This window comes from Kitasatospora sp. NPDC093550 (assembly GCF_044764985.1).
GTDB lineage: Bacteria > Actinomycetota > Actinomycetes > Streptomycetales > Streptomycetaceae > Kitasatospora.
Map to the genome: position 1 here is coordinate 48,564 of NZ_JBIWJF010000009.1, position 23,100 is coordinate 71,663.

General features: G+C 74.3%; 23 protein-coding genes. 18 read left to right on the forward strand and 5 right to left on the reverse strand.

Annotation, left to right across the window (positions count from 1 at the left end; translation table 11 throughout):
* Nucleotides 1–63 precede the first annotated feature (63 nt).
* The 8 genes from ACIRD3_RS16410 (at nucleotide 64) to ACIRD3_RS16445 (ending at nucleotide 8,682) form a co-directional block, all read left to right on the forward strand.
* Nucleotides 64–1,224 (forward strand): NAD(P)/FAD-dependent oxidoreductase, encoded by a 1,161-nt coding sequence (locus ACIRD3_RS16410; RefSeq protein WP_402216470.1) that lies wholly within the window; start codon nucleotides 64–66, stop codon nucleotides 1,222–1,224.
* An 82-nt stretch (nucleotides 1,225–1,306) separates the two neighbouring features.
* Nucleotides 1,307–1,654, forward strand: coding sequence for a (2Fe-2S)-binding protein (locus ACIRD3_RS16415; protein ID WP_402216472.1), 348 nt, complete (start codon nucleotides 1,307–1,309; stop codon nucleotides 1,652–1,654).
* Nucleotides 1,635–3,146 (forward strand): NAD(P)/FAD-dependent oxidoreductase, encoded by a 1,512-nt coding sequence (locus ACIRD3_RS16420; RefSeq protein ID WP_402216475.1) that lies wholly within the window; start codon nucleotides 1,635–1,637, stop codon nucleotides 3,144–3,146. The genes ACIRD3_RS16415 and ACIRD3_RS16420 overlap by 20 nt, the downstream gene beginning before the upstream one ends.
* Nucleotides 3,147–3,208: 62 nt before the next feature.
* Nucleotides 3,209–4,144, forward strand: coding sequence for a dihydrodipicolinate synthase family protein (locus tag ACIRD3_RS16425; protein WP_402216478.1), 936 nt, complete (start codon nucleotides 3,209–3,211; stop codon nucleotides 4,142–4,144).
* 88 nt (nucleotides 4,145–4,232) lie between these two features.
* Nucleotides 4,233–5,237, forward strand: a complete 1,005-nt coding sequence (locus ACIRD3_RS16430) for a proline racemase family protein (protein WP_402216481.1) — start codon at nucleotides 4,233–4,235, stop codon at nucleotides 5,235–5,237.
* Nucleotides 5,238–5,333: 96 nt separating this feature from the next.
* Nucleotides 5,334–6,701, forward strand: a complete 1,368-nt coding sequence (locus tag ACIRD3_RS16435; RefSeq protein ID WP_402216483.1) for an aldehyde dehydrogenase family protein — start codon at nucleotides 5,334–5,336, stop codon at nucleotides 6,699–6,701.
* Nucleotides 6,701–7,729: a proline racemase family protein gene (locus tag ACIRD3_RS16440; RefSeq protein WP_402216485.1), complete on the forward strand. Its 1,029-nt coding sequence runs from the start codon at nucleotides 6,701–6,703 to the stop codon at nucleotides 7,727–7,729. The genes ACIRD3_RS16435 and ACIRD3_RS16440 overlap by 1 nt, the downstream gene beginning before the upstream one ends.
* Nucleotides 7,726–8,682 (forward strand): ornithine cyclodeaminase family protein, encoded by a 957-nt coding sequence (locus ACIRD3_RS16445; protein WP_402216488.1) that lies wholly within the window; start codon nucleotides 7,726–7,728, stop codon nucleotides 8,680–8,682. Before ACIRD3_RS16440 ends, ACIRD3_RS16445 begins: the two co-directional genes overlap by 4 nt.
* Before the next feature lie 215 nt (nucleotides 8,683–8,897).
* On the opposite strand, the gene ACIRD3_RS16450 is transcribed toward ACIRD3_RS16445, so the two are convergent.
* Nucleotides 8,898–9,512 carry a TetR/AcrR family transcriptional regulator gene (locus tag ACIRD3_RS16450; protein WP_402216490.1) on the reverse strand — a complete coding sequence of 205 codons (615 nt, stop codon included), beginning with the start codon at nucleotides 9,510–9,512 and terminating at the stop codon, nucleotides 8,898–8,900.
* A gap of 252 nt (nucleotides 9,513–9,764) precedes the next feature.
* On the opposite strand from ACIRD3_RS16450, the gene ACIRD3_RS16455 reads away from it, so the two are divergent.
* The 3 genes from ACIRD3_RS16455 (at nucleotide 9,765) to ACIRD3_RS16465 (ending at nucleotide 11,372) form a co-directional block, all read left to right on the forward strand.
* A complete protein-coding gene (locus ACIRD3_RS16455; RefSeq protein WP_402216493.1) occupies nucleotides 9,765–10,475 on the forward strand; it encodes a GntR family transcriptional regulator in 711 nt (236 codons plus the stop codon).
* A gap of 100 nt (nucleotides 10,476–10,575) precedes the next feature.
* Nucleotides 10,576–11,172 (forward strand): Uma2 family endonuclease, encoded by a 597-nt coding sequence (locus ACIRD3_RS16460; protein WP_402216496.1) that lies wholly within the window; start codon nucleotides 10,576–10,578, stop codon nucleotides 11,170–11,172.
* 11 nt (nucleotides 11,173–11,183) lie between these two features.
* Nucleotides 11,184–11,372, forward strand: coding sequence for a hypothetical protein (locus ACIRD3_RS16465; RefSeq protein ID WP_402216499.1), 189 nt, complete (start codon nucleotides 11,184–11,186; stop codon nucleotides 11,370–11,372).
* Here the strand turns inward: ACIRD3_RS16465 and ACIRD3_RS16470 are convergent.
* Entirely contained in the window at nucleotides 11,369–12,052 is a 684-nt protein-coding gene (locus ACIRD3_RS16470) for an ABC transporter ATP-binding protein (RefSeq protein ID WP_402216500.1), read from the reverse strand. The genes ACIRD3_RS16465 and ACIRD3_RS16470 overlap by 4 nt on opposite strands.
* Nucleotides 12,049–13,125 (reverse strand): ABC transporter permease, encoded by a 1,077-nt coding sequence (locus ACIRD3_RS16475; protein WP_402216503.1) that lies wholly within the window; start codon nucleotides 13,123–13,125, stop codon nucleotides 12,049–12,051. The genes ACIRD3_RS16470 and ACIRD3_RS16475 overlap by 4 nt, the downstream gene beginning before the upstream one ends.
* A gap of 180 nt (nucleotides 13,126–13,305) precedes the next feature.
* Between ACIRD3_RS16475 and ACIRD3_RS16480 the strand changes: the two genes are divergently transcribed.
* On the forward strand, nucleotides 13,306–14,571 hold the full coding sequence (locus ACIRD3_RS16480) for a sensor histidine kinase (protein ID WP_402216506.1): 1,266 nt from the start codon (nucleotides 13,306–13,308) through the stop codon (nucleotides 14,569–14,571).
* Nucleotides 14,568–15,194 (forward strand): response regulator transcription factor, encoded by a 627-nt coding sequence (locus ACIRD3_RS16485; RefSeq protein WP_402216508.1) that lies wholly within the window; start codon nucleotides 14,568–14,570, stop codon nucleotides 15,192–15,194. Before ACIRD3_RS16480 ends, ACIRD3_RS16485 begins: the two co-directional genes overlap by 4 nt.
* Before the next feature lie 18 nt (nucleotides 15,195–15,212).
* Here ACIRD3_RS16485 and ACIRD3_RS16490 read toward each other — a convergent pair whose 3' ends face one another.
* A complete protein-coding gene (locus ACIRD3_RS16490) occupies nucleotides 15,213–16,667 on the reverse strand; it encodes an aminopeptidase P family protein (protein ID WP_402216510.1) in 1,455 nt (484 codons plus the stop codon).
* 154 nt (nucleotides 16,668–16,821) lie between these two features.
* Between ACIRD3_RS16490 and ACIRD3_RS16495 the strand changes: the two genes are divergently transcribed.
* From ACIRD3_RS16495 to ACIRD3_RS16515, 5 genes are read left to right on the forward strand one after another with little or no spacing between them, the layout of a single operon-like run.
* Entirely contained in the window at nucleotides 16,822–18,570 is a 1,749-nt protein-coding gene (locus ACIRD3_RS16495; RefSeq protein WP_402216513.1) for an ABC transporter substrate-binding protein, read from the forward strand.
* Between the two features lie 12 nt (nucleotides 18,571–18,582).
* Nucleotides 18,583–19,545 (forward strand): ABC transporter permease, encoded by a 963-nt coding sequence (locus tag ACIRD3_RS16500; protein ID WP_402216516.1) that lies wholly within the window; start codon nucleotides 18,583–18,585, stop codon nucleotides 19,543–19,545.
* Nucleotides 19,542–20,528 (forward strand): ABC transporter permease, encoded by a 987-nt coding sequence (locus tag ACIRD3_RS16505; RefSeq protein WP_402216519.1) that lies wholly within the window; start codon nucleotides 19,542–19,544, stop codon nucleotides 20,526–20,528. Before ACIRD3_RS16500 ends, ACIRD3_RS16505 begins: the two co-directional genes overlap by 4 nt.
* Nucleotides 20,528–21,529: an ABC transporter ATP-binding protein gene (locus ACIRD3_RS16510; protein WP_402216521.1), complete on the forward strand. Its 1,002-nt coding sequence runs from the start codon at nucleotides 20,528–20,530 to the stop codon at nucleotides 21,527–21,529. Before ACIRD3_RS16505 ends, ACIRD3_RS16510 begins: the two co-directional genes overlap by 1 nt.
* Complete coding sequence (locus ACIRD3_RS16515) at nucleotides 21,529–22,506, forward strand: ABC transporter ATP-binding protein (protein ID WP_402216523.1); 978 nt, start codon at nucleotides 21,529–21,531, stop codon at nucleotides 22,504–22,506. The genes ACIRD3_RS16510 and ACIRD3_RS16515 overlap by 1 nt, the downstream gene beginning before the upstream one ends.
* A gap of 122 nt (nucleotides 22,507–22,628) precedes the next feature.
* On the opposite strand, the gene soxR is transcribed toward ACIRD3_RS16515, so the two are convergent.
* A complete protein-coding gene (soxR, locus tag ACIRD3_RS16520) occupies nucleotides 22,629–23,081 on the reverse strand; it encodes a redox-sensitive transcriptional activator SoxR (RefSeq protein WP_402216524.1) in 453 nt (150 codons plus the stop codon).
* Nucleotides 23,082–23,100: the final 19 nt, after the last annotated feature.

Genomic DNA, 23,100 nt, shown 5'->3' on the forward strand with positions numbered 1-23,100 from the left:
GCACCGCCGGGGTTTCGGCGGGGCGGTCTTGGCAGGGTGGATGGCATGTGACATATTACTGACGTGCTGAAGACCGAGAGACCTCCCCTGGACGTCGTCGTGGTCGGCGCCGGTGTGGTCGGCGCCGCCTGCGCCTACTACGCCGCCCGCGCCGGGCTCGCCGTCGCCGTCGTGGACCGCGGGCCGGTGGCCGGCGGGACCACCGGTGCGGGCGAGGGCAACCTGCTGGTCTCCGACAAGGGGCCCGGGCCCGAACTCGACCTCGCCCTGCTCAGCACCCGGCTCTGGCGCGACCTCGCCCAGGACCTCGGCGCGGCCGTCGAGTACGAGCCCAAGGGCGGCGTGGTGGTCGCCTCGACCGCCGCCGGGCAGGAGGCGCTGCGGGCCTTCGCGGCCGGGCAGCGCGCCGTCGGGGTGGTCGCCGAGGAGGTGCCCGGCGAGCGGCTGCGCGAGCTGGAGCCGCACCTCGCGCCCGGGCTGGCCGGCGGCTTCCACTACCCGCAGGACGCCCAGGTCCAGCCCGCCCTGGCCGCCGCCCACCTGCTGCGCGAGGCCCGCCGCGGCGGCGCCGAGCTGATCACCGGCGAGACCGTCACGGCGGTCGACCGGGGGCCGGACGGCGCCGTGCGCGGCGTACGGACCGACCGCCGCCGGCTGGCCGCGCCCGCCGTGGTGAACGCGGCCGGCACCTGGGGCGGCGAGCTGGCCGCGCTGGCCGGGGTGCACCTGCCGGTGATGCCCCGGCGCGGCTTCGTGCTGGTCACCGAGCCGCTGCCGCGGATCGTCCGGCACAAGGTCTACGCCGCCGACTACGTGGCCAACGTGGCCAGCGGTTCGGCCGGGCTGGAGACCTCCGCCGTGGTCGAGGGCACCCCGGGCGGGCCGGTGCTGATCGGCGCCAGCCGGGAGCGGGTCGGCTTCGACCGCACGCTCTCCCAGGAGGTGCTGCGCCGGCTGGCCGGACAGGCCGCGGCGCTCTTCCCGGTGCTCGCGGACGTCAGCGTGCTGCGCGCCTACCGGGGCTTCCGCCCGTACCTGCCGGACCACCTCCCGGCCATCGGCGCGGACCCCCGGGTGCCCGGGCTGTACCACGCCTGCGGGCACGAGGGGGCCGGCATCGGGTTGGCCCCGGCGACCGGGCTGCTGATCAGCGAGCAGCTGGCCGGTAAACAGCCGGAGCTGGACCTCGCGCCGTTCCGCGCGGACCGGTTCCCGGCCGGGTGAGCGCCCGCCCCGGGGTGAGCGCGTGCCCGCGTCCGCCCGGCGGGGGTGCGTGCTCGCCTCCGCCCCGTACGAGATTCCGCTGATGTTCCGTCCTGGATTGGAGACGCCGCCGATGCGCCGCCGCACCCCCGCCGCGCTGGTCGAGGCCGAGCCCGGGCCCGCCCACCACATCGAGTTCGACGGGCGGCCCGTCCCCGCGCTGCCCGGGCAGTCGATCGCCGCCGCGCTCTGGGCCGACGGCGTGCTCGCCTGGCGCACCACCCGGGTCGGCGGGAAGCCGCGCGGGGCGTTCTGCGGGATCGGCAGCTGCTTCGACTGCCTGGCCACCGTGGACGGCCGGCCCAACCAGCGCACCTGTCTGCTCCCCGCCGAGCCCGGCACCACCGTCACCACCCAGGAGGGCCACGGCCGTGCCGAACTCGCCGTCTGACGCCGTCGACCCCCTGCTGTTCGACGTCGCGGTGATCGGGGCCGGCCCGGCCGGGCTCGCCGCCGCCGTCACCGCCGCCGACCTCGGGCAGCGCTGCGTCCTGCTGGACGGCGGGCCGAGCACCGGCGGGCAGTACTACCGCCACCCGGCGCCCGGTCTCGGCGCGGCCCGTCCGGACCGGCTGCACCACCACTGGTCCGCCTACACCGGCCTCGCCGACCGGCTCGCCGCCCACGAGCGGGCCGGGCGGGCCGCGTTCCGGGGCGGGCACCAGGTCTGGGCGCTGGAGCGCACCGGAGACGGCTTCGCGGTGCACGTGACCCGCGGGCCGGAGAGCACCGACCGGGCCACCGTCCGGGCCCGGTCGGTGCTGCTCGCCACCGGCGCGTACGAGCGGCAGCTGCCGTTCCCCGGCTGGACCCTCCCCGGTGTGGTCACCGCGGGCGGCGCCCAGGCGATGCTCAAGGCCGGGCTGGTGCTGCCCGGGCGGCGGATCGTGGTCGCCGGGAGCGGGCCGCTGCTGCTGGCGGCGGCCTCCTCGCTGGTCACCGCCGGGGCCGAGGTGCCCGCGGTGGTCGAGGCCACCGCCTACCTCGGGTACGCCCGGCGGCCCGGCGTGCTCGCGGGCGTCCCCGGGAAGCTGGTCGAGGGCGCCGGGCACGGCGGAGCGCTGCTACGGCACGGCGTACGGCTGCGCCCGCGCAGCGCCGTGGTCGAGGCGCACGGGACGGACCGGGTCACCGGCGTCACGGTGGCCCGGCTGGACGCCGACTGGCGGCCGGTGCCCGGAACCGAGCGGCGGATCGACTGCGACGCCCTCGCCGTCGGCCACGGGCTGCTGCCGCAGATCGACCTGGCCACCGAGCTGGGTGCGCGGACCCGCACCGGGCCGGACGGCGCGGTCGCGCTGGAGGTCGACGCCCGGCTGCGCACCAGCGTGCCCGGCCTCTGGTCGGCGGGCGAGACCAATGGCGTCGGCGGCGCCGATCTGGCGCTCGCCGAGGGCGAGTTGGCCGCGCACGCGGTGGCCGGGGCGCTGCCGCCGGCCGCGCTGCTGCGCCGCCGCTCGCGGCTGCGGGCCTTCGCCGAGCTGATGGCCGCCGCCCACCGGCCGGGCCCGGGGTGGACCGGGTGGCTGCGCCCGGACACGGACGTCTGCCGGTGCGAGGAGGTGCCGGTGGCGGCGATCCGGGAGGCCGTGGACGAGCTGGGCGCGGGCGATCCGCGCACCGTCAAGCTGCTCACCCGGGCCGGGATGGGGTGGTGCCAGGGCCGGATGTGCGGTCCGGCCGTGGCCTGTCTGGCCGGCCCGGGTGAGCCCGGGCCGGACCGCCGCCCGCTGGGCTGCCCGGTGCCGCTCGCGCAGCTGGCGGCGGGGCCCTCGGCCGGGCCCCGTGCGGAGCTGCCCCCGGAGTCCTCCGCCGGGCCGGCCGTGGAGTCCTCCGCCGGGCCGACCGCGGAGTCCTCCGCCGGGCCGACCGCGGAGTCTTGAACGGGCCCGTCGACGAACCGGCGGGCCGGGGACCTTGTCTCCGGCCCGTCCACGCTTATAAAATGTCACACCTCACCAAGGAGTTCACCGTGTCCATCACCCCCCACGACACCACCCGTCCCTGGCGCGGCATCATGGTCGCCACCACGATCCCGCTGCGCCCGGACCACTCCGTCGACTACGACGCCTACGCCGAGCACGTCCGCTGGCTGATCGACTCCGGCTGCGAGGGCGTCGTCCCCAACGGCTCGCTGGGCGAGTACCAGACGCTCACCGCCGAGGAGCGCGCCCGGGTCGTCGAGGTGGCGGTCGAGGCGGCCGGCGACGGCGCCCGGGTCATGCCCGGGGTGGCCGCGTACGGCAGCGCGGAGTCCCGCCGCTGGGCGGAGCAGGCCGCCGAGGCCGGCGCCGGCTCCGTCCTGCTGCTGCCGCCGAACGCCTACCGGGCCGACCACGCCTCGGTGCGCGCGCACTACGCCGAGGTCACCAAGGCGGGCCTGCCGATCGTCGCGTACAACAACCCGATCGACACCAAGGTGGACCTCGTCCCCGCGCTGCTGGCCGAGCTGCACGCCGAGGGCTCGATCGTCGCCGTCAAGGAGTTCAGCGGGGACGTCCGCCGGGCCTACGAGATCGCCGAGCTGGCCCCCGGGCTGGACCTGCTGATCGGCGCAGACGACGTGCTGCTGGAGCTGGCGCTGGCCGGCGCGGTCGGCTGGATCGCCGGCTACCCCAACGCGCTGCCGGAGGCCTCGGTGGCGCTCTACGACGCCGCCGTCAAGCACGACCTGGACACCGCGCTGCCGCTGTACAAGGCGCTGCACTCGCTGCTGCGCTGGGACTCCAAGACCGAGTTCGTCCAGGCCATCAAGCTCTCCATGGACATCGCCGGGCGCCCCGGCGGTCCGGTCCGGGCGCCGCGCCAGCCGCTCACCCCGGAGATCGAGGCGGCCGTGCGCGCGGCCACCGAGAAGGCGCTGGCCGAGGGCCTGGCGTAACCCGGTGGCCCCCGACCTCCCGGCCGGCTGCGGCGGCAGCCGGCCCGGCCCCCACCGACCACCACGACCTGTACGGGAGTTGTGACCCATGCGCAGCCGTCACGTGTTCCACGCCGTCGACTCGCACACCGAGGGCATGCCGACCCGGGTGATCACCGGCGGCTTCGGCGTCATCCCCGGCGCCACCATGGCCGAGCGCCGGGTGCACTTCCAGCAGCACCTGGACCACTTCCGCACGCTGCTGATGTACGAGCCCCGCGGCCACGCGGCGATGAGCGGCGCCATCCTGCAGCCGCCGACCCGGCCGGACGCGGACTTCGGCGTGCTCTACATCGAGGTCTCCGGGCTGCTGCCGATGTGCGGGCACGGCACCATCGGAGTCGCGACCGTCCTGGTCGAGACCGGGATGGTCCCGGTGGTCGAACCGGTCACCACCGTACGGCTGGACACCCCGGCCGGGCTGGTGGTCGCCGAGGTCAAGGTCGAGGGCGGCGCCGCCACGGCGGTGACCATCCGCAACGTGCCCTCCTACGCCGTCGCGCTGGACCGGAAGATCGAGGTGCCCGGCTACGGCACCGTGACCTACGACCTCGCGTACGGCGGCAACTTCTACGCCATCCTGCCGCTCGCCGAGTTCGGCCTGCCCTTCGAGCGCGAGCGCAAGCAGGAGATCCTGGACGCCGGGCTCGCCATGATGGACGCGATCAACGCGGGTCCCGACCGGCCGGTGCACCCGGAGGACCCGTCCATCCACAGCTGCCACCACGTGCAGCTGCTCGCCCCCGGCTCCACCGCCGAGCACTCCCGGCACGCGATGGCCATCCACCCCGGCTGGTTCGACCGCTCGCCCTGCGGCACCGGCACCTCGGCCCGGATGGCCCAGCTGCACGCGCGCGGGGAACTGCCGCTCGGGCAGGACTTCCGCAACGACTCCTTCATCGGCACCACCTTCATCGGGCGGCTGGTCGAGGGGACGGAGGTGGCCGGGCGGCCCGCGGTGGTGCCCACCGTCACCGGGCGGGCCTGGGTGACCGGCACCGCCCAGTACTTCCTCGACCCGAGCGACCCGTTCCCGGCGGGGTTCCTCCTCTAGGGCCCGTCTTCACACCCCCGCCTGCGGGCCGACGCCGGGGCACGCACCCCGCCTGCGGGCCGCCTGCTCCGAACCTCCTTCGAAGGGCTGCTAGTCGTGACCATCACCTCGTACAACCCCGCCGACCCCGACGACCTCGTGGTCGCCGTGGAGGAGCCCGGAGCCGAGGCCGTGCGGGCCGCCGTCGGGCGGGCCGGGGCGGCGCAGGCGGACTGGCTCGCGGCCGGGGCCGGCGCCCGGTCGGCGGCGCTCGGCCGGATCGCCGACGCGGTCGAAGCGCACGCGGAGGAACTGGCCGCGCTGATCGTGCGCGAGGTCGGCAAGCCGCTCGCCGAGGCGCGCGGCGAAGTCGCCCGGACCGCGGCGATCTGGCGCTACTACGCGCAGGCGCCGTACGCGCCCTCCGGGGCGGTGCACGAGACCGCCGCCGGGCCCGGGCTGCTGCTCACCCGGCGCCGCCCGTACGGGGTGGCCGGGCTGATCGCGCCGTGGAACTTCCCGCTGGCGATCCCGAGTTGGAAGGCCGCGCCGGCGCTGGCGGTCGGCAACACGGCGGTGCTCAAGCCGGCGCCGGAGGCGACCGCCTGCGCGCTGCGGCTGGCGGAGCTGGCCCACGCCGCCGGGCTGCCCGAGGACGTGTTCACGGTGGTGCCCGGCGGGGCGGAGGAGGGCGCGGCGCTGGTCGACGCGGTGGACGTGGTGTCCTTCACCGGCTCGACCGGCGTCGGCCGGGCCGTGGTGCGGGCCGCGACCGAGCGCGGGGTGCCGGTGCAGGCCGAACTCGGCGGCCTGAACGCCGCGTTGGTGCTGCCCGACGCGGACATCGCGCAGGCCGCCGGGCACATCGCGGCCGCCATCGCCGGGTACGCGGGGCAGAAGTGCACCGCCACCAGCCGGGTGATCGCGGTCGGCGAGGCGTACGAGCCGCTGCGCGAGGCCCTGGTCAAGGCGCTGGCGGCGGTCGACGACGCGGTGTGCGGGCCGGTGGTCAACTCCGCCGCGCGGGACCGGCTGACCGGCGCCGTCGGCTCGGCGGTCGAGGCCGGGGCGAGCGTGCTGACCGGCGGCCGGGTGCCCGAGCGGGCCGGCTGGTACGTCGAGCCGACCCTGCTCGCCGAGGTGCCGGCCGAACACCCGCTGGCGCGCGAGGAGTTCTTCGGTCCGATCGCCGTGCTGCACGCCGCGGCCGACCTGGACGAGGCGATCGCGCTCGCCAACGACACCCCGCACAGCCTCGCCACCTCGGTGCACACCCGCAGCCTGGACGTGGCACTGGCCGCAGCCGACCGGCTGGACGCGGGCATGATCCGGGTGAACGCGCCGTCCAGCGGCGTCGACTTCCACCTCCCCTTCGGCGGGGCCAAGGGCGCGAGCCACGGCGAGCGCGAACAGGGCCGGGCGGCACTGGACTTCTACACCGTCAGCCGTACGGTCAGCGTGCTGCCGGCCGGAGGTGTGCTCTGATGTTCGTGCGGACGGTGGACTACCACACCGCCGGCGAGCCGTTCCGGATCGTGCTGGACGGCGCGCCGGTCATCCCCGGGGACACCGTGGCCGAGCGGCGGGCCATCGCGCTCGGCGCCGGCGGCACCGCCACCGAGCCCCGGCCCGGTGCGCTGGACGACGTCCGGCGGCTGCTCACCCGCGAGCCGCGCGGCCACGCCGGGATGTACGGCGGGTTCCTGGTGCCGCCGGACGACGACGAGGCGCACCTCGGCGTGCTGTTCTGGCACAAGGACGGCTACTCGACGGCCTGCGGGCACGGCACCATCGCGCTCGGCGCGTGGGCGGTGGACTCCGGACTGGTCGCGGCCCCCGCCGACGGCGTGGCCCGGGTGCGGATCGACGTGCCCTCCGGCCGGGTCACCGCGCTGGTGCACCGGGCCGGCGGGCGCACCACCGGGGTGACCTTCCGCAACGTTCCCACCCGGGTGAGCGCGCTCAAGCTGCCGGTGGAGACCTCGCGCGGGACGGTCGAGGTCGCGGTGGCGCACTCCGGAGCCTGCTACGCCTCGGTGCCCGCCGCCTCCCTGGGACTGGCCGTGGAGCCGGCCCGGCTGCCCGAACTCACCGCCCTGGGGCGGGAGATCAGGGCGGCGCTGGCGGACTCGGCGGCGGTGGCGCACCCGAGCGACCCCCGGCTGTCCGGGGTGTACGGGGTGATCCTCTTCGACGAACTCCCCGACGCCGACGGCGTGTTGAGCCAGCGGAACGTCACCGTCTTCGCGGACGGGCAGATCGACCGCTCGCCCTGCGGTTCCGGCACCTCGGCCCGGCTCGCCGTGCTCGCCGCCGAGGGACGGCTGGCGGCCGGAGAACCGCTGCGGCACGAGTCGATCATCGGCACCGTGTTCACCGGCCGGGTGCTCCCCGGCGGTGACCCGCTGACCGGGGGCGTCGTCACCGAGGTCGCCGGGACGGCCCACCGCACCGGTGAACACGGCTTCGTGCTGGAGCCGGACGACGACCTGGGGACGGGGTTCCTGCTGTGAGTCCCACCGCACTGCCCGGTACGGCGGTTGTGCCGCTCCAGTACGCCGTGCCGGGCACCGGAGGAGTCGGGCCCGCCGGCGCGGTGGGGGCGGTCGAGCGGGTGCTGCTGGACGGGTTCGACCCGGAGGCGGCACCCGCCCGGTCGGCGGTACCGGTGCCGGCCGGCGAACTGCTGCTGATGCCGGCCGCCGCAGGACCGTACGCGGGCGTCAAGATCGCCGGGGTGGCGCCGGGGAACCCGGACCGCGGACTGCCCCGGATCACCGGCAGCTACCTGCTGCTGGACGGGCCCACCCTGCAGCCGCTCGCCCTGCTGGACGGCGCCGCGCTCACCGCGCTGCGCACGCCGGCCGTCACCGCCGCGGCGCTGCGGCGGCTGGCGGTCCCGGAGGCGGAGCACCTGGTGCTGTTCGGCTCCGGGCCGCAGGCCCACGGGCACCTGGACGCGCTGCTGGCCATCCGCCCGCTGCGCCGGCTCACCGTCGTCGCGCGCAACGCCGAGCGGGCCGCGGCGCTGGCGGCGTACGGGCGGGGGCTCGGGCTCGCGGCCGCCGTCGGTGGGCCGGACGCGGTGGGGGAGGCGGACCTGGTGGTCTGCTGCACGACCGCCCGTACGCCGCTGTTCGACGGCGCGCTGGTGCCGGCGCACGCGGCGGTGGCGGCGGTCGGCTCGCACGAGCCGGACGCCCGGGAGGTGGACGAGGTGCTGGTCGGGCGCGCCGAGCTGTACGTGGAGGCGCGGTCGGTCGCGACCCGGGAGGCCGGGGACCTGCTGATGGCGGGCGTGGCCGGGCGGCAGCTGTGGAACCTGGCCGAGCTGGTGCGCGGTGACGCGCTGGTGCCGGCGGGGCGGCCGCGGTTCTTCAAGAGCGTCGGGATGGCCTGGGAGGACCTGGCGGTCGCGACGGAGGTGTACCGGGCCGCCGGGGCCGGCGGCGCGGGCGCGCCGTAGCGAGTTGCTCCCCGGTCCGTCACTCCCGGTGGCGGTGGGGAGTTGAACAGCTGGAGCCGGTCCGGCGGAAAGGGATCCCCGCCGGGCCGGCTCCGTCGTGTTTCCGGGTGCCCCGGCGGCCCGGGGGCGTCCGGGTGCCGGGTGCCGGGTGCCGGGTGCCGGGTGCGGGGGCTGGCGGTCCGGGTCCGTCCGGGTCCGTCCGGGTCTCCCGTGGGTCAGGCGTAGGTCGCGAGCAGGCGGGCCAGGTGGCGGCCGGCGACCAGCAGGGGCTCCTCGCTGCGGGCGACCTGGGCGGAGAGTTCGGCGCCTTCCAGGGTGTTGATGACGGTGCCGGCCAGTTCGCGGGCGTCCTCCTCGCCGATGCCCGCGCCGTGCAGCCGATCCGCCACGATGGCCCGCCAGTTGGCGAAGGCCGCGGTCACGGCCTCCTCGATCACCGGCACCCTGCCGACCGTCTCCAGGGCGGTGGTGGTGACCGGGCAGCCGTCCTGCCAGTCGGAGGCGCGCAGTTCGGTGGCGAGCAGCCGGGTGCAGGCGGTCATCGCCTCGCCCAGGTCCGTCGAGGAGCCCAGCCCGGCACGCAGCAGGACGGCGAACTCCTCGTCCCCGTGCCGGATCGCCTCGGCGGCCAACTCCTGCTTGCCGCCCGGGAAGAAGTGGTAGACGGAGCCGAGGGTGGCCTCGGCCTCGCGGGAGATCTGCTTGATGCCGGTGCCCTCGTACCCCTGGCGCTGGAGCAGCCGCGAGGTGGCCCGGACGATCCGCTCGCGGGTGCCGACGGTGGTGGTCTTCTCGGGCGCCTTCTCGGCTGTCTTCTCCGGCGTCTTCACGGCGCGATCCTAGCCGAGAGCCTGGGTAGAGCGTTCATTCCACTCCTGTGCCGGCGTCGGATCGTCGGGCAGTTCCGCCGGGCGTAGCCCTGGGCGCGGTGGCAGATCGTGTGCCGTCGGCCGTTGTCACGGCCGACGGCCGCTGCCACCATGGCTTTCGGCGGTTGACGGGTTGCGCGGGCCGTGGAATGTTGCATACTCAACGTAACGTGACATTGTACACTGGTGTTCTGCACCCACCGGAGGAACACCATGGCCGACCTCAAACCCCGCACCCTGATCTCCGTCCAGGAGCGGCTTCGCGACCAGGTCGCCCACGCGCTCCGGGCGGCCCTGATCTCCGGCGAACTGCGGCCCGGCGTCGTCTACTCCGCGCCCGCCCTCGCCGCCGACTTCGGCGTCTCCGCGACCCCGGTCCGCGAGGCCATGCTCGACCTCGCCCGCGAGGGCCTGGTCGAGGCCGTCCGCAACAAGGGCTTCCGGGTCACCGAACTCACCGAGCGCGACCTCGACGACTACACCGAGATCCGCGCCCTGATCGAGGTCCCGACCGTCGGCCGGGTCACCCGCACCGCGACTGAGGAGCAGCTGGAGCGGCTGCGCCCGCAGGCCGAGGCGATCGTCGCCGCCGCCCGCAAGCACGACCTGATCGGCTACCTGGAAGCCGACCGGCAGTTCCACCTCGACCTGCTCGGCCTCGCCGGCAACGCCCGGCTGGTCGACGTCGTCGGCGACCTGCGCAAGCGCTCCCGCCTGTACGGGCTCAACCGCCTCGACGAGCGCGGCGAGCTGGTCTCCTCGGCGGAGGAGCACCTGGAGCTGCTCGACCTGATGATCGCCGGCGACGCGGAGGCGGCCGAGGCCTGCATGACCCGGCACCTCAGCCACGTCCGCTCGCTCTGGGCGGGCCAGGACGAGGCGGCCGAACCGGAGCGCCCGGCCCTGCGGCTGCGGGCCCGGTAGAGGCTGAACCACCCGTCGGGGTGAACACGGAGGATCGGGCGTCGGGGGGTGCCCGGGCTCTACGATGATGGTCTCGACATCGGCAGCCAGGAGGAATTCCATGTCCGCCGCAGCAGTGGAAGAGCCCATGGAGCAGCCGACGCTGCTCGAAGCCGCAGAGCTGATTTCCAACCAGCTCCCCGGCTACCGGGTCGAGATCATCGGGAGCGAGATCACCGTGACGCCGCCGCCGAACATCAAGCACGGTCGGTCCGTCAAGAAGTTCGACCGCCTCTTTGAATCGGCGGGTCTGGATGAGGGTGAGACCGAGGTCTTCCAGAACCTCGGGATTCGTTTGCCGGACGGCCCGTTCGACTTTGCCGTGCCGGACCTGGTGATCATCGACGCGGACAGTGACGATCGGGTGCTTGAGCACGGGTGCTACGACCCTGCGATCTTCCGGCTCGTACTGGAGGTCACCTCCTCCAACCTCAGTGATGATCTGAGGAAGAAGCCGGCTGCGTATGCCACAGCGGGGGTGCCGGTCTACGTCATCGTCGACCGGACGAACCAGCGGGTCATGGTGCTCACCGACCCGCAGGAGGGCGAGTACCGGGTCCACGCCGTTCACCACCCGGGACAGTCGTTCACCCTGCCGGAGTCCATCGGCGCGTCGGTGACGCTCTCGGTCGACGACGTGCTGACCGCGAAGAAATAGCGTCGCACTCCGTGCTCGGCACGGCCGAGGTGTTCTTCGAGCAGCTCCCCCAGCCCCGGATGGTCGACAGGGACCCTCGGCCGGTCCAGCGGCTCGCGGTCCGGCCCCCCCACCGGGCGCGGATGGTGCACCGGCCCGGGCAGGTGGTCGGGCTGCCCGGGCCGGTGGTGACCTTGGATGTGGGTGACCTGCTGCGCTAGGCGACCGCGGCGGGCAGGGTCAGGCGGCCGTCGTGGACCTCGGCGATCTGGTCGACGGCGGTGAGGTGGGTGCGGTCGTGGGTGACCAGGACGGTCGCGGTCGCGCGGCGGTGGGTGAGCTCGGTGATCAGGTCGAGGACGGCCGCGCCGCGTTCGTGGTCCAGGGCACTGGTGGGTTCGTCGACCAGCAGGACCTCGGGGTCGTTCATCAGGGCGCGGGCGATGTTGACGCGCTGGCGCTGGCCGCCGGAGAGCTGGTGCGGGCGGCGGGCGGCCTGGTCGCGCAGGCCGACGGCGTCCAGCAGGTCCAGGGCGCGGGAACGGGCCTCGCGCGGGGAGCGGCCGTCGAGGTGGGCCATCACCTGGAGCTGTTCGGCCGCGGTGAGCGAGGGCAGCAGGTTGGCCTGCTGGAAGACGATGCCGATCTTCGTCCGGCGCAGCGCGGTGAGCTCGGCCCGGCTGAGGCCGGCGGTGTCGGTGCCGGCGACGACGACGCGGCCGGAGTCCGGGGTGATCAGGGTCGCGGCGACCGCCAGCAGACTGGACTTGCCGGAGCCGGACGGGCCGACGACGGCGGTGAGGGTGCCCTCGGGGACGGTCAGCGAGACCTCGTCGAGGGCGGTGAGCCGGCCGTCGCCGTCGGGATAGGTGAGGGTGATGCGGTCGAGGGTCAGACTCATCGGGCGCTCCCCAGGGCGGTCAGCGGGTCGACGGAGGTGATCCGGCGGATGGACAGGGCCGCGCCGACCGCGCCGATGGCGATCATCACGACGGCGGGCAGCAGGACGGTCGGGGCGTCCAGGACGAAGGGGACGGCGGAGCCGATCAGCGCGCCGAAGCCGGCCGCGATCGCCGTGCCCAGCAGGGTGCCGAGCACCAGCAGCAGGACGGCTTGGCCGAGTGCGTCGCGCAGCAGGTAGCGGGTGGAGGCGCCGAGGGCCTTGAGGACGGCGATGTCGCCGCTGCGCTGGATCGTCCAGACGGTGAAGAACGCGCCGATCACCAGTGCCGAGATGGCGAACAGGAAGCCGCGCATCAGTTGCAGGGAGCCGTTCTCCGAGGTGTAGGAGCCGATCGCGGCGAGGGCGTCGTCCCGGGTGCGGGTCACGGTGCCCTGGCGGGCGTCGGCGGCGGCCAGGTCGGCGCCCCCGGCCGTGGTGAGCGCGATGACGGTGGCGTGGCCGGTGCCGCCGGGCGCGAACTGCTGCCAGTCGGTGAGGCTGGTCCAGAGCACCGGGGTGTGGCTGAAGGCGGCGTCGCCGTCGACGGCGGCCACGGTGAGGTGGTGCCCGGCCAGGGTGAAGTCGGCACCGGGGGTGAGCCCGCCCAGGTTCTCGGCGGCGGTCTTCGACAGCACCGCCCGGCCGGGGCCGAGCCGGGTGCCCTGCGGGGCCAGCCCGGAGCCGTCCGGGACGCCGAAGGCGGAGAGCGCGGCGGTGCGGGTGCCCGCGGCGGCCTTGGTGGTGGTGATGCCGAGCGGCTGGGCGGAGGTGACGCCCGGCTCGCGGGCCCAGGCCTGCCACTGCTCGGGGGTGACCTGGGAGTCGGTGAAGGAGAGCTGCTGCCCGTCGGCGGGCCGGGAGAACACCAGGTGGTCGGCGGGCAGGCCGGTGATCGCGGAGATGTTCTGGCGGCCGAGGCCGGCGGTCAGACCGGACAGCAGGCCGACCAGGACGGTGATCAGGACGATGACGGTCCCCATCAGGGCGAACCGCCCCTTGGCGAACCTCAGGTCCCTCCAGGCGACGAACACGGTGGGCCTTCCTCTGTGCGGGTGGGTGCCGGACAGCTGGACTCCGACGTTCCCACCCTCGTGGACCGCCGTGCCCCGGGTCATCGACCCGGGGATTGCATCCTGGGCATCGAAGGGCAGAAGCGGAGTTCAACCTTTTGATTGATGCCGGGCGCCGTGGGCGGAACTTAGGCTGGAGGGATGGCGACCGAACGATCCCGAACCACCCCCGTCGCCCGCGTCCTCCAGGTCTGCCTGCACCTGCTCGTGGCGGGCCTGCTCGTGCTCGCCGTCGCCCGGGCCGTGTTCGCCGGCCACGGCGGGGACCCGGCGGCCGTCGCCGCCGCGGCCACCGCGATGGGCGCCGTCTACGCCGTCGGCCCGCGGCTCGCCGCCGTCCGCCGCTCGCGCCGGGCGGCGGCGCTCTGGCTGGCGCTGCTCGGCGCCACCTGGGCGGGCGTGCTGATCGCCACCCAGGACGGGGTCTGGCTGGCGTTCCCGCTGTACTTCCTGGAACTGCACCTGCTCGGGCGGCGCGGCGGGCCGGCGGCCGTCGCCCTGACCGCCGGTGCGGCGATCGCGGCGTGGTCCTGGCACCAGCACAGCTTCAGCGTCGCCGCGTCGATCGGGCCCGCCCTCGGTGCGGCCGTCGCCACCGCCACCGTGCTCGGCTACCAGGCGCTCTACCGGGAGAGCGAGGAGCGGCGTCGGCTCATCGACGAACTCACCGCCGCCCGCGCCGACCTGGCCGCCGCCCACCACACGGCCGGGGTGATGGCCGAACGCGAACGCCTCGCCCGGGAGATCCATGACACCCTCGCGCAGAGCCTCAGCTCCATCCAACTGCTGCTGAGGGCGGCCCAGCGGGCCCTGCCGGAGCGCACCGAGGCCGCCGCCGGGTACGTCGAACAGGCGCGGCAGGCCGCCCAGGACAACCTGGACGAGGCCCGGCGGTTCGTCCGCGCGCTCACTCCGCCCGCGCTGGAGAGCGACCCGCTGCCCGTCGCGCTGGAGCGGCTCTGCGCCACCACGACCGCGCACCGCGCGCTGCCCGTGCACCTGCACGTCTCCGGCGACCCGGTACGGCTGCCGGCGGCGCAGGAGGTCGCGCTGCTGCGGATCGCGCAGTCGGCGCTCGGCAACACCGTCCGGCACGCGAAGGCCTCGCGGGCCGAGGTGACACTCAGCTACATGGAGGGCGAGGTGGCGCTGGACGTGTTCGACGACGGGGCCGGGTTCGATCCGGCGGCGGTCGCGGTCCGCACCGACGGGGACGGCGGGTTCGGGCTGCCCTCGATGCGGGCCCGGGCCCGGGCGCTGGGCGGCACCTTCACGGTGGAGTCGGCGCCGGGGGAGGGGACGGCGGTGGCGGTGCAGCTGCCGGTCGGGCCGGTGGTGCCGGGTGCTGCGGCTGCCCCGGGCGCCTCGGGTACTTCGGGCGCTTCGGATGCCGAGGTGGCGTCGTGATCCGGCTGCTGATCGCGGACGACCACCCGGTGGTGCGGGCCGGGCTGCGGGCCGTGCTGGAGAGCGAGCCGGACTTCGCGATCGTCGCCGAGGCGGCCACCGCCGAGCGGGCCGTCGAGCTGGCGGCCGGCGCGGGCGTCGACGTGGTGCTGATGGACCTGCAGTTCGGTCCCGGCTCGGCGATGAACGGCGCCCAGGCCACCGCGGCGATCACCGCCCGGGCGGGCGGCCCGCGGGTCCTGGTCGTCACCACCTACGACACCGACGCCGACACCCTGCCCGCGCTGGAGGCCGGCGCCACCGGGTACCTGCTCAAGGACGCGCCGCCGGAGGAACTGGCCCAGGCCGTACGGGCGGCCGCGGCCGGACGCCCGGCGCTGGCGCCCAGCGTCGCGGACCGGCTGCTGGAACGGATGCGGACGCCCGCGGCGGCGCTCAGCGCCCGGGAGACCGAAGTCCTCGGGCTGGTCGCCGACGGGCTGACCAACCAGCAGGTCAGCCAGCGCCTGCACCTGAGCCAGGCCACGGTGAAGTCCCACCTGGTGCACATCTACACCAAGTTGGGGGTCGACTCGCGCACGGCAGCGGTCCGCGAGGCCCGCGGCCGCGGCCTGATCCGCTAGGGTCCTGGTTCCGCGCGGTCAGGTGAGCAGGGTGGCCATCCAGGACTCGATGTCCTTGACCGTTCGGGGGAGGGCCGCGGACATCAGGTGGGCGCCGTCCGCGGTGATGACGAGGTCGTCCTCGATGCGGATGCCGAGGCCGCGGAGTTCGACGGGGAGGGTCTCGTCGTCGGGCTGGAGGTAGAGGCCGGGTTCGACGGTGAGGACCATGCCCTCCTCCAGGACGCCGTCGAGGTAGCGGTCCGCGCGGGACTTGGCGCAGTCGTGGTAGTCGAGGCCGAGCATGTGGCCGCTGCCGCAGAGGGTGTAGCGGCGGTACAGGCCGTTGTCCTCGGCGAGGGCCTGGTCGGCGGGGATGCGCAGCACGCCCCAGTCGGCGAGGCCCTCGGCGATGACCCGCATGGCGGCGCGGTGGAAGTCGCGGAAGCGGGCGCCGGGGCGCAGGGCGGCGATGCCGGCGCTCTGGGCGGCGAGGACGAGTTCGTAGGCCTGGCGCTGCACGGGGTCGAAGGTGCCGCTGAGCGGGAGGGTGCGGGTGATGTCGGCGGCGTAGAGGGTGTCGGTCTCGACGCCGGCGTCCAGCAGGAGCAGGGAGTTCGGGTCGAGGGCGCCGTCGTTGCGGATCCAGTGCAGGACGCAGGCGTGGGCACCGGAGGCGGCGATGGTGGTGTAGGCGGTGCCGTTGCCCTCGGCGCGGGCGCGCAGGTCGAAGACGCCCTCGATCCAGCGCTCGCCGCGGTGGTGGCGCAGTGCGGTGGGCAGGGCGCGGACGACGTCCTCGAAGCCGGTGACGGTGTGGTCGACGGCGAGTTGCAGCTGATCGACCTCCCAGGCGTCCTTGACCAGGCGCAACTCGGAGAGCACGGCCGCCAGTTCGCCGTCCTGCTGGGCGAAGGGGCCGGGACGGCCGGTGGCCTCGTCGACCAGCGGGTCGGTGCTGGCCAGTACCCGGGTGGGCGGTTGGGGGCCGGTCAGCAGCCTGCCGAGGTCGTCGAGGTGTGCGGTGCGCACCCCGGTGAGCCGGGCGGCCTCGGCGAGGTCGGGGCGGGGGCCGACCCAGAACTCGCCGTAGCGGCGGTCACGGTAGAACTCGCCGCCGTCGCGCGGGGAGCGGGGGCGCAGGTGGAGGACCGGTTCGTGGCCCTCGGGGCCGGTGGGTTCGAGGACGAGGACGTGGTCGGCCTGGTCCTCGCCGGTGAGTCCGGTGAGCCAGACGTACGCGCTGTGCGGGCGGAAGCGGTGGTCGAGGTCGTTGCAGCGGACCTTGAGGCGGCCGGCCGGGACGATCAGGCGTTCACCGGGAAAGGCGGCGGAGAGCCGGGCGCGGCGGCCGGGGAAGCGGTCGTGTCCGGGCACGCGCCGGTCGGCGGGGAGCGGGGTGGCGGCCCAGCGGGTGCCCATGAAGGCGGCGAGGGCGGGGGTGACCGGGAGGTCGTGGCTCCCGGTGGCGAGGCCGGGCTGGGGGAGGGTCACCGGTGAACTCCTAGGCGGGGCTGGGGAGATGCGGGGCACGGACACAGCTCGGTAACGGGTGGCGTCACCTCTTGTGCAGTGCAATTTCACATTACTATGTTACGGGTCACACAGCGGAGCGGCCAGATCAGGCCCCCCACAGCGGAGTTGCAACATGACCAGGCGCACCCACGCCGCCCTCGCGGCGGCCCTCGCGGCGACCCTCACCCTCGGCCTCGGGGCCTGCACGAACGACAAGAGCGACAGCGGCGGCAGCGCGGCCGGAAGCACCCAGGCCCCGGGCGCCGCGTCCGGGTCCATCGTCGGCGGCACCCCGGTCAGGGGCGGCACCCTGACCGTGCTGTCGAACCAGGACTTCGCTCACCTCGACCCGGCCCGCAACTGGACCATGCCGAACATGGACTTCGGCATCCGGCTGCTCTACCGCACCCTGGTCACCTTCAAGGCCGAACCGGGCGCCGCCGGCAGCGAGATCGTCCCCGACCTCGCCACCGACCTCGGCCGGTCCTCGGACGGGGGGAAGACCTGGACCTTCACCCTCAAGGACGGCGTCAAGTACGAGGACGGCACGGCGATCAAGTCCGCCGACATCAAGTACAACGTCGAGCGCTCCTTCGCCCCGGACCTCACCGGCGGCCCCGACTACGCCCAGCAGTACCTGGCGGGCGGCGAGAACTACAAGGGCCCGCTGAACGGCGAGCACCTGGCGGCCATCGAGACCCCGGACGACAAGACCATCGTCTTCCACCTCAAGCGCCCGGTCGCCGAGTTCTCGTACACCGCGACCCTGCCGACCTTCTCGCCCGTGCCGCAGTCCCAGGACAAGGGCACCCAGTACGACCTGCGGCCGTTCTCCTCCGGCCCGTACAAGATCGAGACCTACGACCGCGGCAAGCAGCTGGTGCTCGTCCGCAACACCGGCTGGGACCAGTCCACCGACCCGGTCCGCAAGGCCTACCCGGACAAGATCGTGGTCACCCAGGGCCTCAAGGGCGGCCAGGTCGACGACCGGATCATCGCGAGCGAGGGCGCGGACGCCTCCACCGTCGAGTGGATGGGCCTGCGTCCGGAGTCGATCGCCAAGGTGCTGCCCAAGCCGGACGTGAAGAACCGGCTGATCGCCGAGCAGCAGGGCTGCACCGACATGCTCTACCCGAACACCTCCAAGGCGCCCTTCGACGACCCGAAGGTCCGCGAGGCGCTGCTGTACGCGGTGGACCGCGACGCGCAGGTGACCGCCAACGGCGGCCCGGCGATGGCCGATCCGGCCACCTCCTACCTGCCGCCCGCGCTGACCGGCGGCACCAAGGTGGACAGCCTGAAGATCCCCGCCACCGGCGACGTCGAGAAGGCCAAGCAGCTGCTCAAGGACGCCGGAAAGACCGACCTGAAGGTCTCGCTGACCGTGTCCTCCGGGGACAAGACCCGGGCCGAGGCGCTCCAGCAGTCGCTGGCCAAGGTCGGCATCCAGGTCACCATCACCACCGCCGACCCGTCCGTGTACTACGACACCATCGGCGACACGAAGAACGCGCCCGACCTGGCCATCCTCGGCTGGTGTCCGGACTACCCCTCGGGCGCCACCTTCCTGCCCATGGTCTTCGACGGCCGCACCATCAAGGAGAAGGGCAACCAGGGCAACGTCGAGCAGTTCCGCGACCAGGCCACCTCGGACCGGATCGACCAGATCAACGCGATGACCGACGTCGCCGAGGCCAACAAGGCGTGGCGGCAGCTCAACGACGAGCTGCTGAAGAAGGCGCCGACCGTACCGCTGATCTGGCAGCGCCGCCCGCTGCTGGCCGGGACGAACATCGCCGGCGCCTTCGGCCACCCGGTGTGGACCGGTCAGTGGGACTTCGCCACGATCGGCCTCAAGGACCCCGCCAAGAGCCAGGGCTGAGGGGCCGTCCCGATGAGTACCACCACATCACCGGCCGAGGCGGCCCCCACGGGGGCCGCCGGGGCCGCCGCTCCCGCCGGGAGGGGGCCCTGGCGGCTGGTCTGGGACCAGCTCTGGGCCAAGGGCGCGGCCCGGTTCGGCCTGGTCACCGTCGCGCTGCTGGTCCTGCTGGCCGCGCTGGCCGGCCCGCTGAGCGGCCTCGGCGGCTGGTCCCCCGAGGAGTTCGACAAGCGGGCGGTCGACCCGTACCTCGGCGGCCTGCCGATCGGCGACTTCGGCGGGGTCGGCACCCGGCACTGGCTGGGCGTCGAACCCGCCACCGGGCGCGACCTGTTCGCCCGGGTCCTGCACGGCGGCCAGGTCTCCCTGCTGATCGCCTTCACCGCGACCGCCCTCGTCGTGGTCGTCGGCACCCTGGCGGGCATCGCGGCCGGCTACTTCGGCGGCCGCACCGACGCCGTGCTCTCCCGGCTGATGGACCTCACCATGTCCTTCCCGTCCCTGATCTTCATGATCTCGATGATGTCGGTGGCCAAGGACGTCAACCGGGTCGTCCTGATGACCCTGGTGATCGGCCTGTTCGGCTGGCCCGGGATCGCCCGGGTGGTGCGCGGCCAGACCCTCTCGCTCAAGCACCGCGAGTACGTCGAGGCCGCCAAGGTCGGCGGGGCCCGCTCCTGGCGGATCCTCACCAGGGAGATCCTGCCGAACGTCTCCGGCCCGATCATCGCCTACACCACCCTGCTGGTCCCCGGCATGATCGCGACCGAGGCCGCGCTCAGCTACCTCGGCGTCGGGGTCCGTCCGCCGACCCCGTCCTGGGGCCAGATGATCGCCGAGAGCATCAGCTTCTACGAGACCGACCCGACGTACTTCCTGATCCCCACGGCCTTCCTGTTCCTCGCCGTGCTCGCCTTCACCCTGCTCGGCGACGCGCTGCGCGACATCCTCGACCCCCGGGGAGGCCGGTCGTGATCCTCTACCTCGGCCGCCGGCTGCTCGCCGCCGCCGGCATCCTGCTGGCCGTCTGCGCGATCACCTTCACCATCTTCTACCTGCTGCCCTCCGACCCCGCCGTGGCCGCCTGCGGCAAGACCTGCAGCGCCGAGCGGGTGGCCGAGGTCAAGGCGGCGATGGGGCTGGACAAACCGGTCTGGGAACAGTTCGTCACGTACCTCACCGGCATCTTCGCCGGGCGCGACTACGGCAGCGGACCGAGCGCCACCCACTGCGGCTTCCCCTGCCTCGGGTACTCCTACGAGTACTCGCTGCCGGTCTGGAACCTGCTCACCGACCGGCTGCCGGTCTCCGTCTCGCTGGCGCTCGGCGCCTCCGTGCTCTGGCTGCTCCTCGGCCTCGGCGCGGGCGTCACCTCGGCGCTGCGCAAGGGCGGTCCGACCGACCGGACGCTGATGGTGCTCTCGGTGGGTGCCGCCTCGCTGCCGGTCTACTTCACCTCGATCATGCTGATCTGGGGCGTCGTCAGGACGGCCGGGCTGCTGCCCTACCCGGCGTACCACGCGTTCACCGAGAACCCCTTCACGTGGGCCTCCAACCTGCTGCTGCCCTGGATCGCCCTGGCCCTGCTGTACGCGGCCATGTACGCCCGGCAGAGCCGCAACTCGATGATCGAGGCGATGGCCGAGCCGTACATCCGCACCGCCCGGGCCAAGGGCCTGCCGCCGCGGACGGTCACCGTCAAGCACGGGCTGCGCTCCGGGATGACGCCGATCCTGACCATCTTCGGGATGGACCTCGGCGGACTGCTGGCCGGCGCCGTCATCACCGAGTCGATCTTCGGCCTGCCCGGGGTGGGACGGCTCTTCTACGACGGCCTGGTCCGCTCCGACCAGCCCGTCATCCTCGGCGTCACCCTGCTCGCGGCCGCCTTCATCGTCGCCGCGAACCTGCTGGTCGACCTGCTCTACGCGTACGTCGACCCGAGAGTGAGGTACTGATGGCCGGTTCCCTGCTGGAGGTCGAGGACCTCGAGGTCGCCTTCGACACCCCGCGCGGCACCGTCCGGGCCGTGGACGGCATCTCCTTCGCCGTCGAGGCCGGACGCACCCTCGGGCTGGTCGGCGAGTCCGGCAGCGGCAAGTCCGTCACCTCGCTCGCCGTCATGGGCCTGCACCGCGGCGCCGCCGTGACCGGCTCGATCCGGCTGCACGGACAGGAGTTGAACGGGCTCGGGGAGAGGGAGCTGGGCGCCGTCCGGGGCCGCCGGATCGCGATGATCTTCCAGGACCCGCTGTCCAGCCTGCACCCCTTCTACACCGTCGGCGAGCAGATCGCCGAGCACTACCGGGTGCACTTCCGGGCCAACCGCAAGGCGGGCCGGGCCCGCGCGGTGGAGATGCTGGCCGAGGTCGGCATCCCGGAGCCGGCCCGCCGGGTCGACGAGTACCCGCACCAGTTCTCCGGCGGCATGCGCCAGCGCGTCATGATCGCCATGGCGCTCGCCTGCGAGCCCGACCTGCTGATCGCCGACGAGCCCACCACGGCCCTCGACGTCACCGTCCAGGCGCAGATCCTCGACCTGATCGCCCGGATCCAGCAGGAGCGCGGCCTCGGCGTCGTGATGATCACCCACGACCTCGGCGTGGTCGCCCGGGTCGCCCACGAGGTGCTCGTCATGTACGGCGGCCGCGCGGCCGAACAGGCCCCGGTGGAACGGCTGTTCGCGCGACCCGCGCATCCGTACACCCGCGGCCTGCTGGACTCGCTGCCCCGCCTGGACGACACCGACGACGCCCCGCTGCGGGCCATCCCCGGCAGCCCCCCGTCGCTGATCGCCCCCGCCCCCGGCTGCTCCTTCGCCCCGCGCTGCGCCCGCACCACCGCCGCGTCCGCCGAGGAGCACGCCCGCTGCCTGGCCGAGCGCCCCGCGCTCGGCCCGCTCGCCCCCGGCCACCAGGCCGCCTGCCACCTGCCGCTGGTGCCGGAAGGGGTGCTGTGATGACCGGACCGTTGTTGTTGGTGAGGGACCTGGTGAAGACCTTCCCCGGCCGGCGGAGCCGCACCGGGCGGCCCGGTGCGCCGATCCGGGCGGTGGACGGGGTCAGCTTCGACGTCGGCGCGGGGGAGACGCTGGGCCTGGTCGGCGAGTCCGGCTGCGGCAAGTCCACCACCGGCCGGATGATCGTCCGGCTGCTCGACCCGACCTCGGGCACCGTCACCTTCGACGGCACCGAGATCGGCGGGCTCTCCCAGGCCCGACTGCGCCCGCACCGGCGGGACCTGCAGATGGTCTTCCAGGACCCGTACTCCTCGCTCAACCCCCGGCAGACGGTGTCCCGGATCATCTCCGAGCCGCTGCTGGTCCAGGGGGAGAGCGCGACGGCCGCGCGCAAGCGGGCCGCCGAGCTGATGGAGCTGGTCGGGCTGATCCCCGAGCACCTGGACCGCTACCCGCACGAGTTCTCCGGCGGCCAGGCGCAGCGCATCGGCATCGCCCGCTCGCTGGCCACCTCGCCGCGGCTGGTGATCGCCGACGAGCCGGTCTCCGCGCTGGACGTCTCCATCCAGGCCCAGGTGGTCAACCTGATGGAGCGGCTGCAGCGGGAACTCGGGCTGGCGTACGTGTTCATCGCGCACGACCTCTCGGTGGTCAAGCGGGTCTGCGACCGGGTCGCGGTGATGTACCTGGGCCGGATCGTGGAGATCGGCGACAAGGCCGAGGTGTACGGGAGCCCCGCGCACCCGTACACCCGGGCGCTGCTGTCCGCCGTACCGCTGCCGGATCCGGAGGCGGAGCGGAGCCGGGAGCGGATCGTGCTGCTCGGCGACCCGCCGAGCCCGGCCGACCCGCCGCCCGGGTGCAGCTTCCACCCCCGCTGCCCCAAGGCGCAGGAGCTGTGCCGCACCGAGCGGCCGCTGCTGCGGATCGCCGGGCCGGGCGGCCGGGAGGCGGCCTGCCACTTCCCGGAGGTGTGAGCCGGGAGGTGTGAGCCCGGGCCTCCCACAGGGGGAGCCCGGGACCGAGACGCCCGGTCGGGCGCGGCGGGGAACCTTACGAGGGCCGCGTCCGACCGGGTTCCATCCGTTGCGCCGGGTGGTCAGTCCTCCGGCAGCAGCAGCCGCGGGCCGGGCCCCTCGGCGGCGAGTTCGTCGCCGGGGTTGAGCACCCGGCAGCGGCGCAGCGAGACGCAGCCGCAGCCGATGCAGCCGGTCAACTCACCCTCCAGCCGCTCCAGTTCCTGGCGGCGGGCACGCAGCTGCTCGGCCCAGCGGCGGGAGATGCGCTCCCAGTCGTGCTTGCCGGGCATCCGGTCCTCGGGGAGGCCGGTGAACACCTCGGCGACCTCGCTGAGCGGGATGCCGAGCCGTTTGGCGACCAGGATGAGCGAGATCCGGCGCAGCACGTGCCGCCGGTAGCGGCGCTGGTTGCCGGTCGACCGCTCGGAGCTGATCAGCCCCTGGTCCTCGTAGAAGCGCACCGCGGAGGTGGCGATCCCGGCCCGCCGGGCCACCTCGCCGACGCTCAGCAGATCGACGGGCGCGGTCGTCATGACGGCTCCTTGACTTCAA

Coding starts and splice junctions, on each gene's coding strand:
- ACIRD3_RS16415 (WP_402216472.1), top strand. CDS start 1,307: ATGTTCCGTCCTGGATTGGAGACGCCGCCGATGCGCCGCCGCACCCCC.
- ACIRD3_RS16455 (WP_402216493.1), top strand. CDS start 9,765: ATGGCCGACCTCAAACCCCGCACCCTGATCTCCGTCCAGGAGCGGCTT.
- ACIRD3_RS16515 (WP_402216523.1), top strand. CDS start 21,529: ATGACCGGACCGTTGTTGTTGGTGAGGGACCTGGTGAAGACCTTCCCC.
- ACIRD3_RS16470 (WP_402216500.1), bottom strand. CDS start 12,052: ATGAGTCTGACCCTCGACCGCATCACCCTCACCTATCCCGACGGCGAC.
- ACIRD3_RS16510 (WP_402216521.1), top strand. CDS start 20,528: ATGGCCGGTTCCCTGCTGGAGGTCGAGGACCTCGAGGTCGCCTTCGAC.
- ACIRD3_RS16460 (WP_402216496.1), top strand. CDS start 10,576: ATGTCCGCCGCAGCAGTGGAAGAGCCCATGGAGCAGCCGACGCTGCTC.
- soxR (WP_402216524.1), bottom strand. CDS start 23,081: ATGACGACCGCGCCCGTCGATCTGCTGAGCGTCGGCGAGGTGGCCCGG.
- ACIRD3_RS16430 (WP_402216481.1), top strand. CDS start 4,233: ATGCGCAGCCGTCACGTGTTCCACGCCGTCGACTCGCACACCGAGGGC.
- ACIRD3_RS16425 (WP_402216478.1), top strand. CDS start 3,209: ATGTCACACCTCACCAAGGAGTTCACCGTGTCCATCACCCCCCACGAC.
- ACIRD3_RS16500 (WP_402216516.1), top strand. CDS start 18,583: ATGAGTACCACCACATCACCGGCCGAGGCGGCCCCCACGGGGGCCGCC.
- ACIRD3_RS16440 (WP_402216485.1), top strand. CDS start 6,701: ATGTTCGTGCGGACGGTGGACTACCACACCGCCGGCGAGCCGTTCCGG.
- ACIRD3_RS16495 (WP_402216513.1), top strand. CDS start 16,822: ATGACCAGGCGCACCCACGCCGCCCTCGCGGCGGCCCTCGCGGCGACC.
- ACIRD3_RS16480 (WP_402216506.1), top strand. CDS start 13,306: ATGGCGACCGAACGATCCCGAACCACCCCCGTCGCCCGCGTCCTCCAG.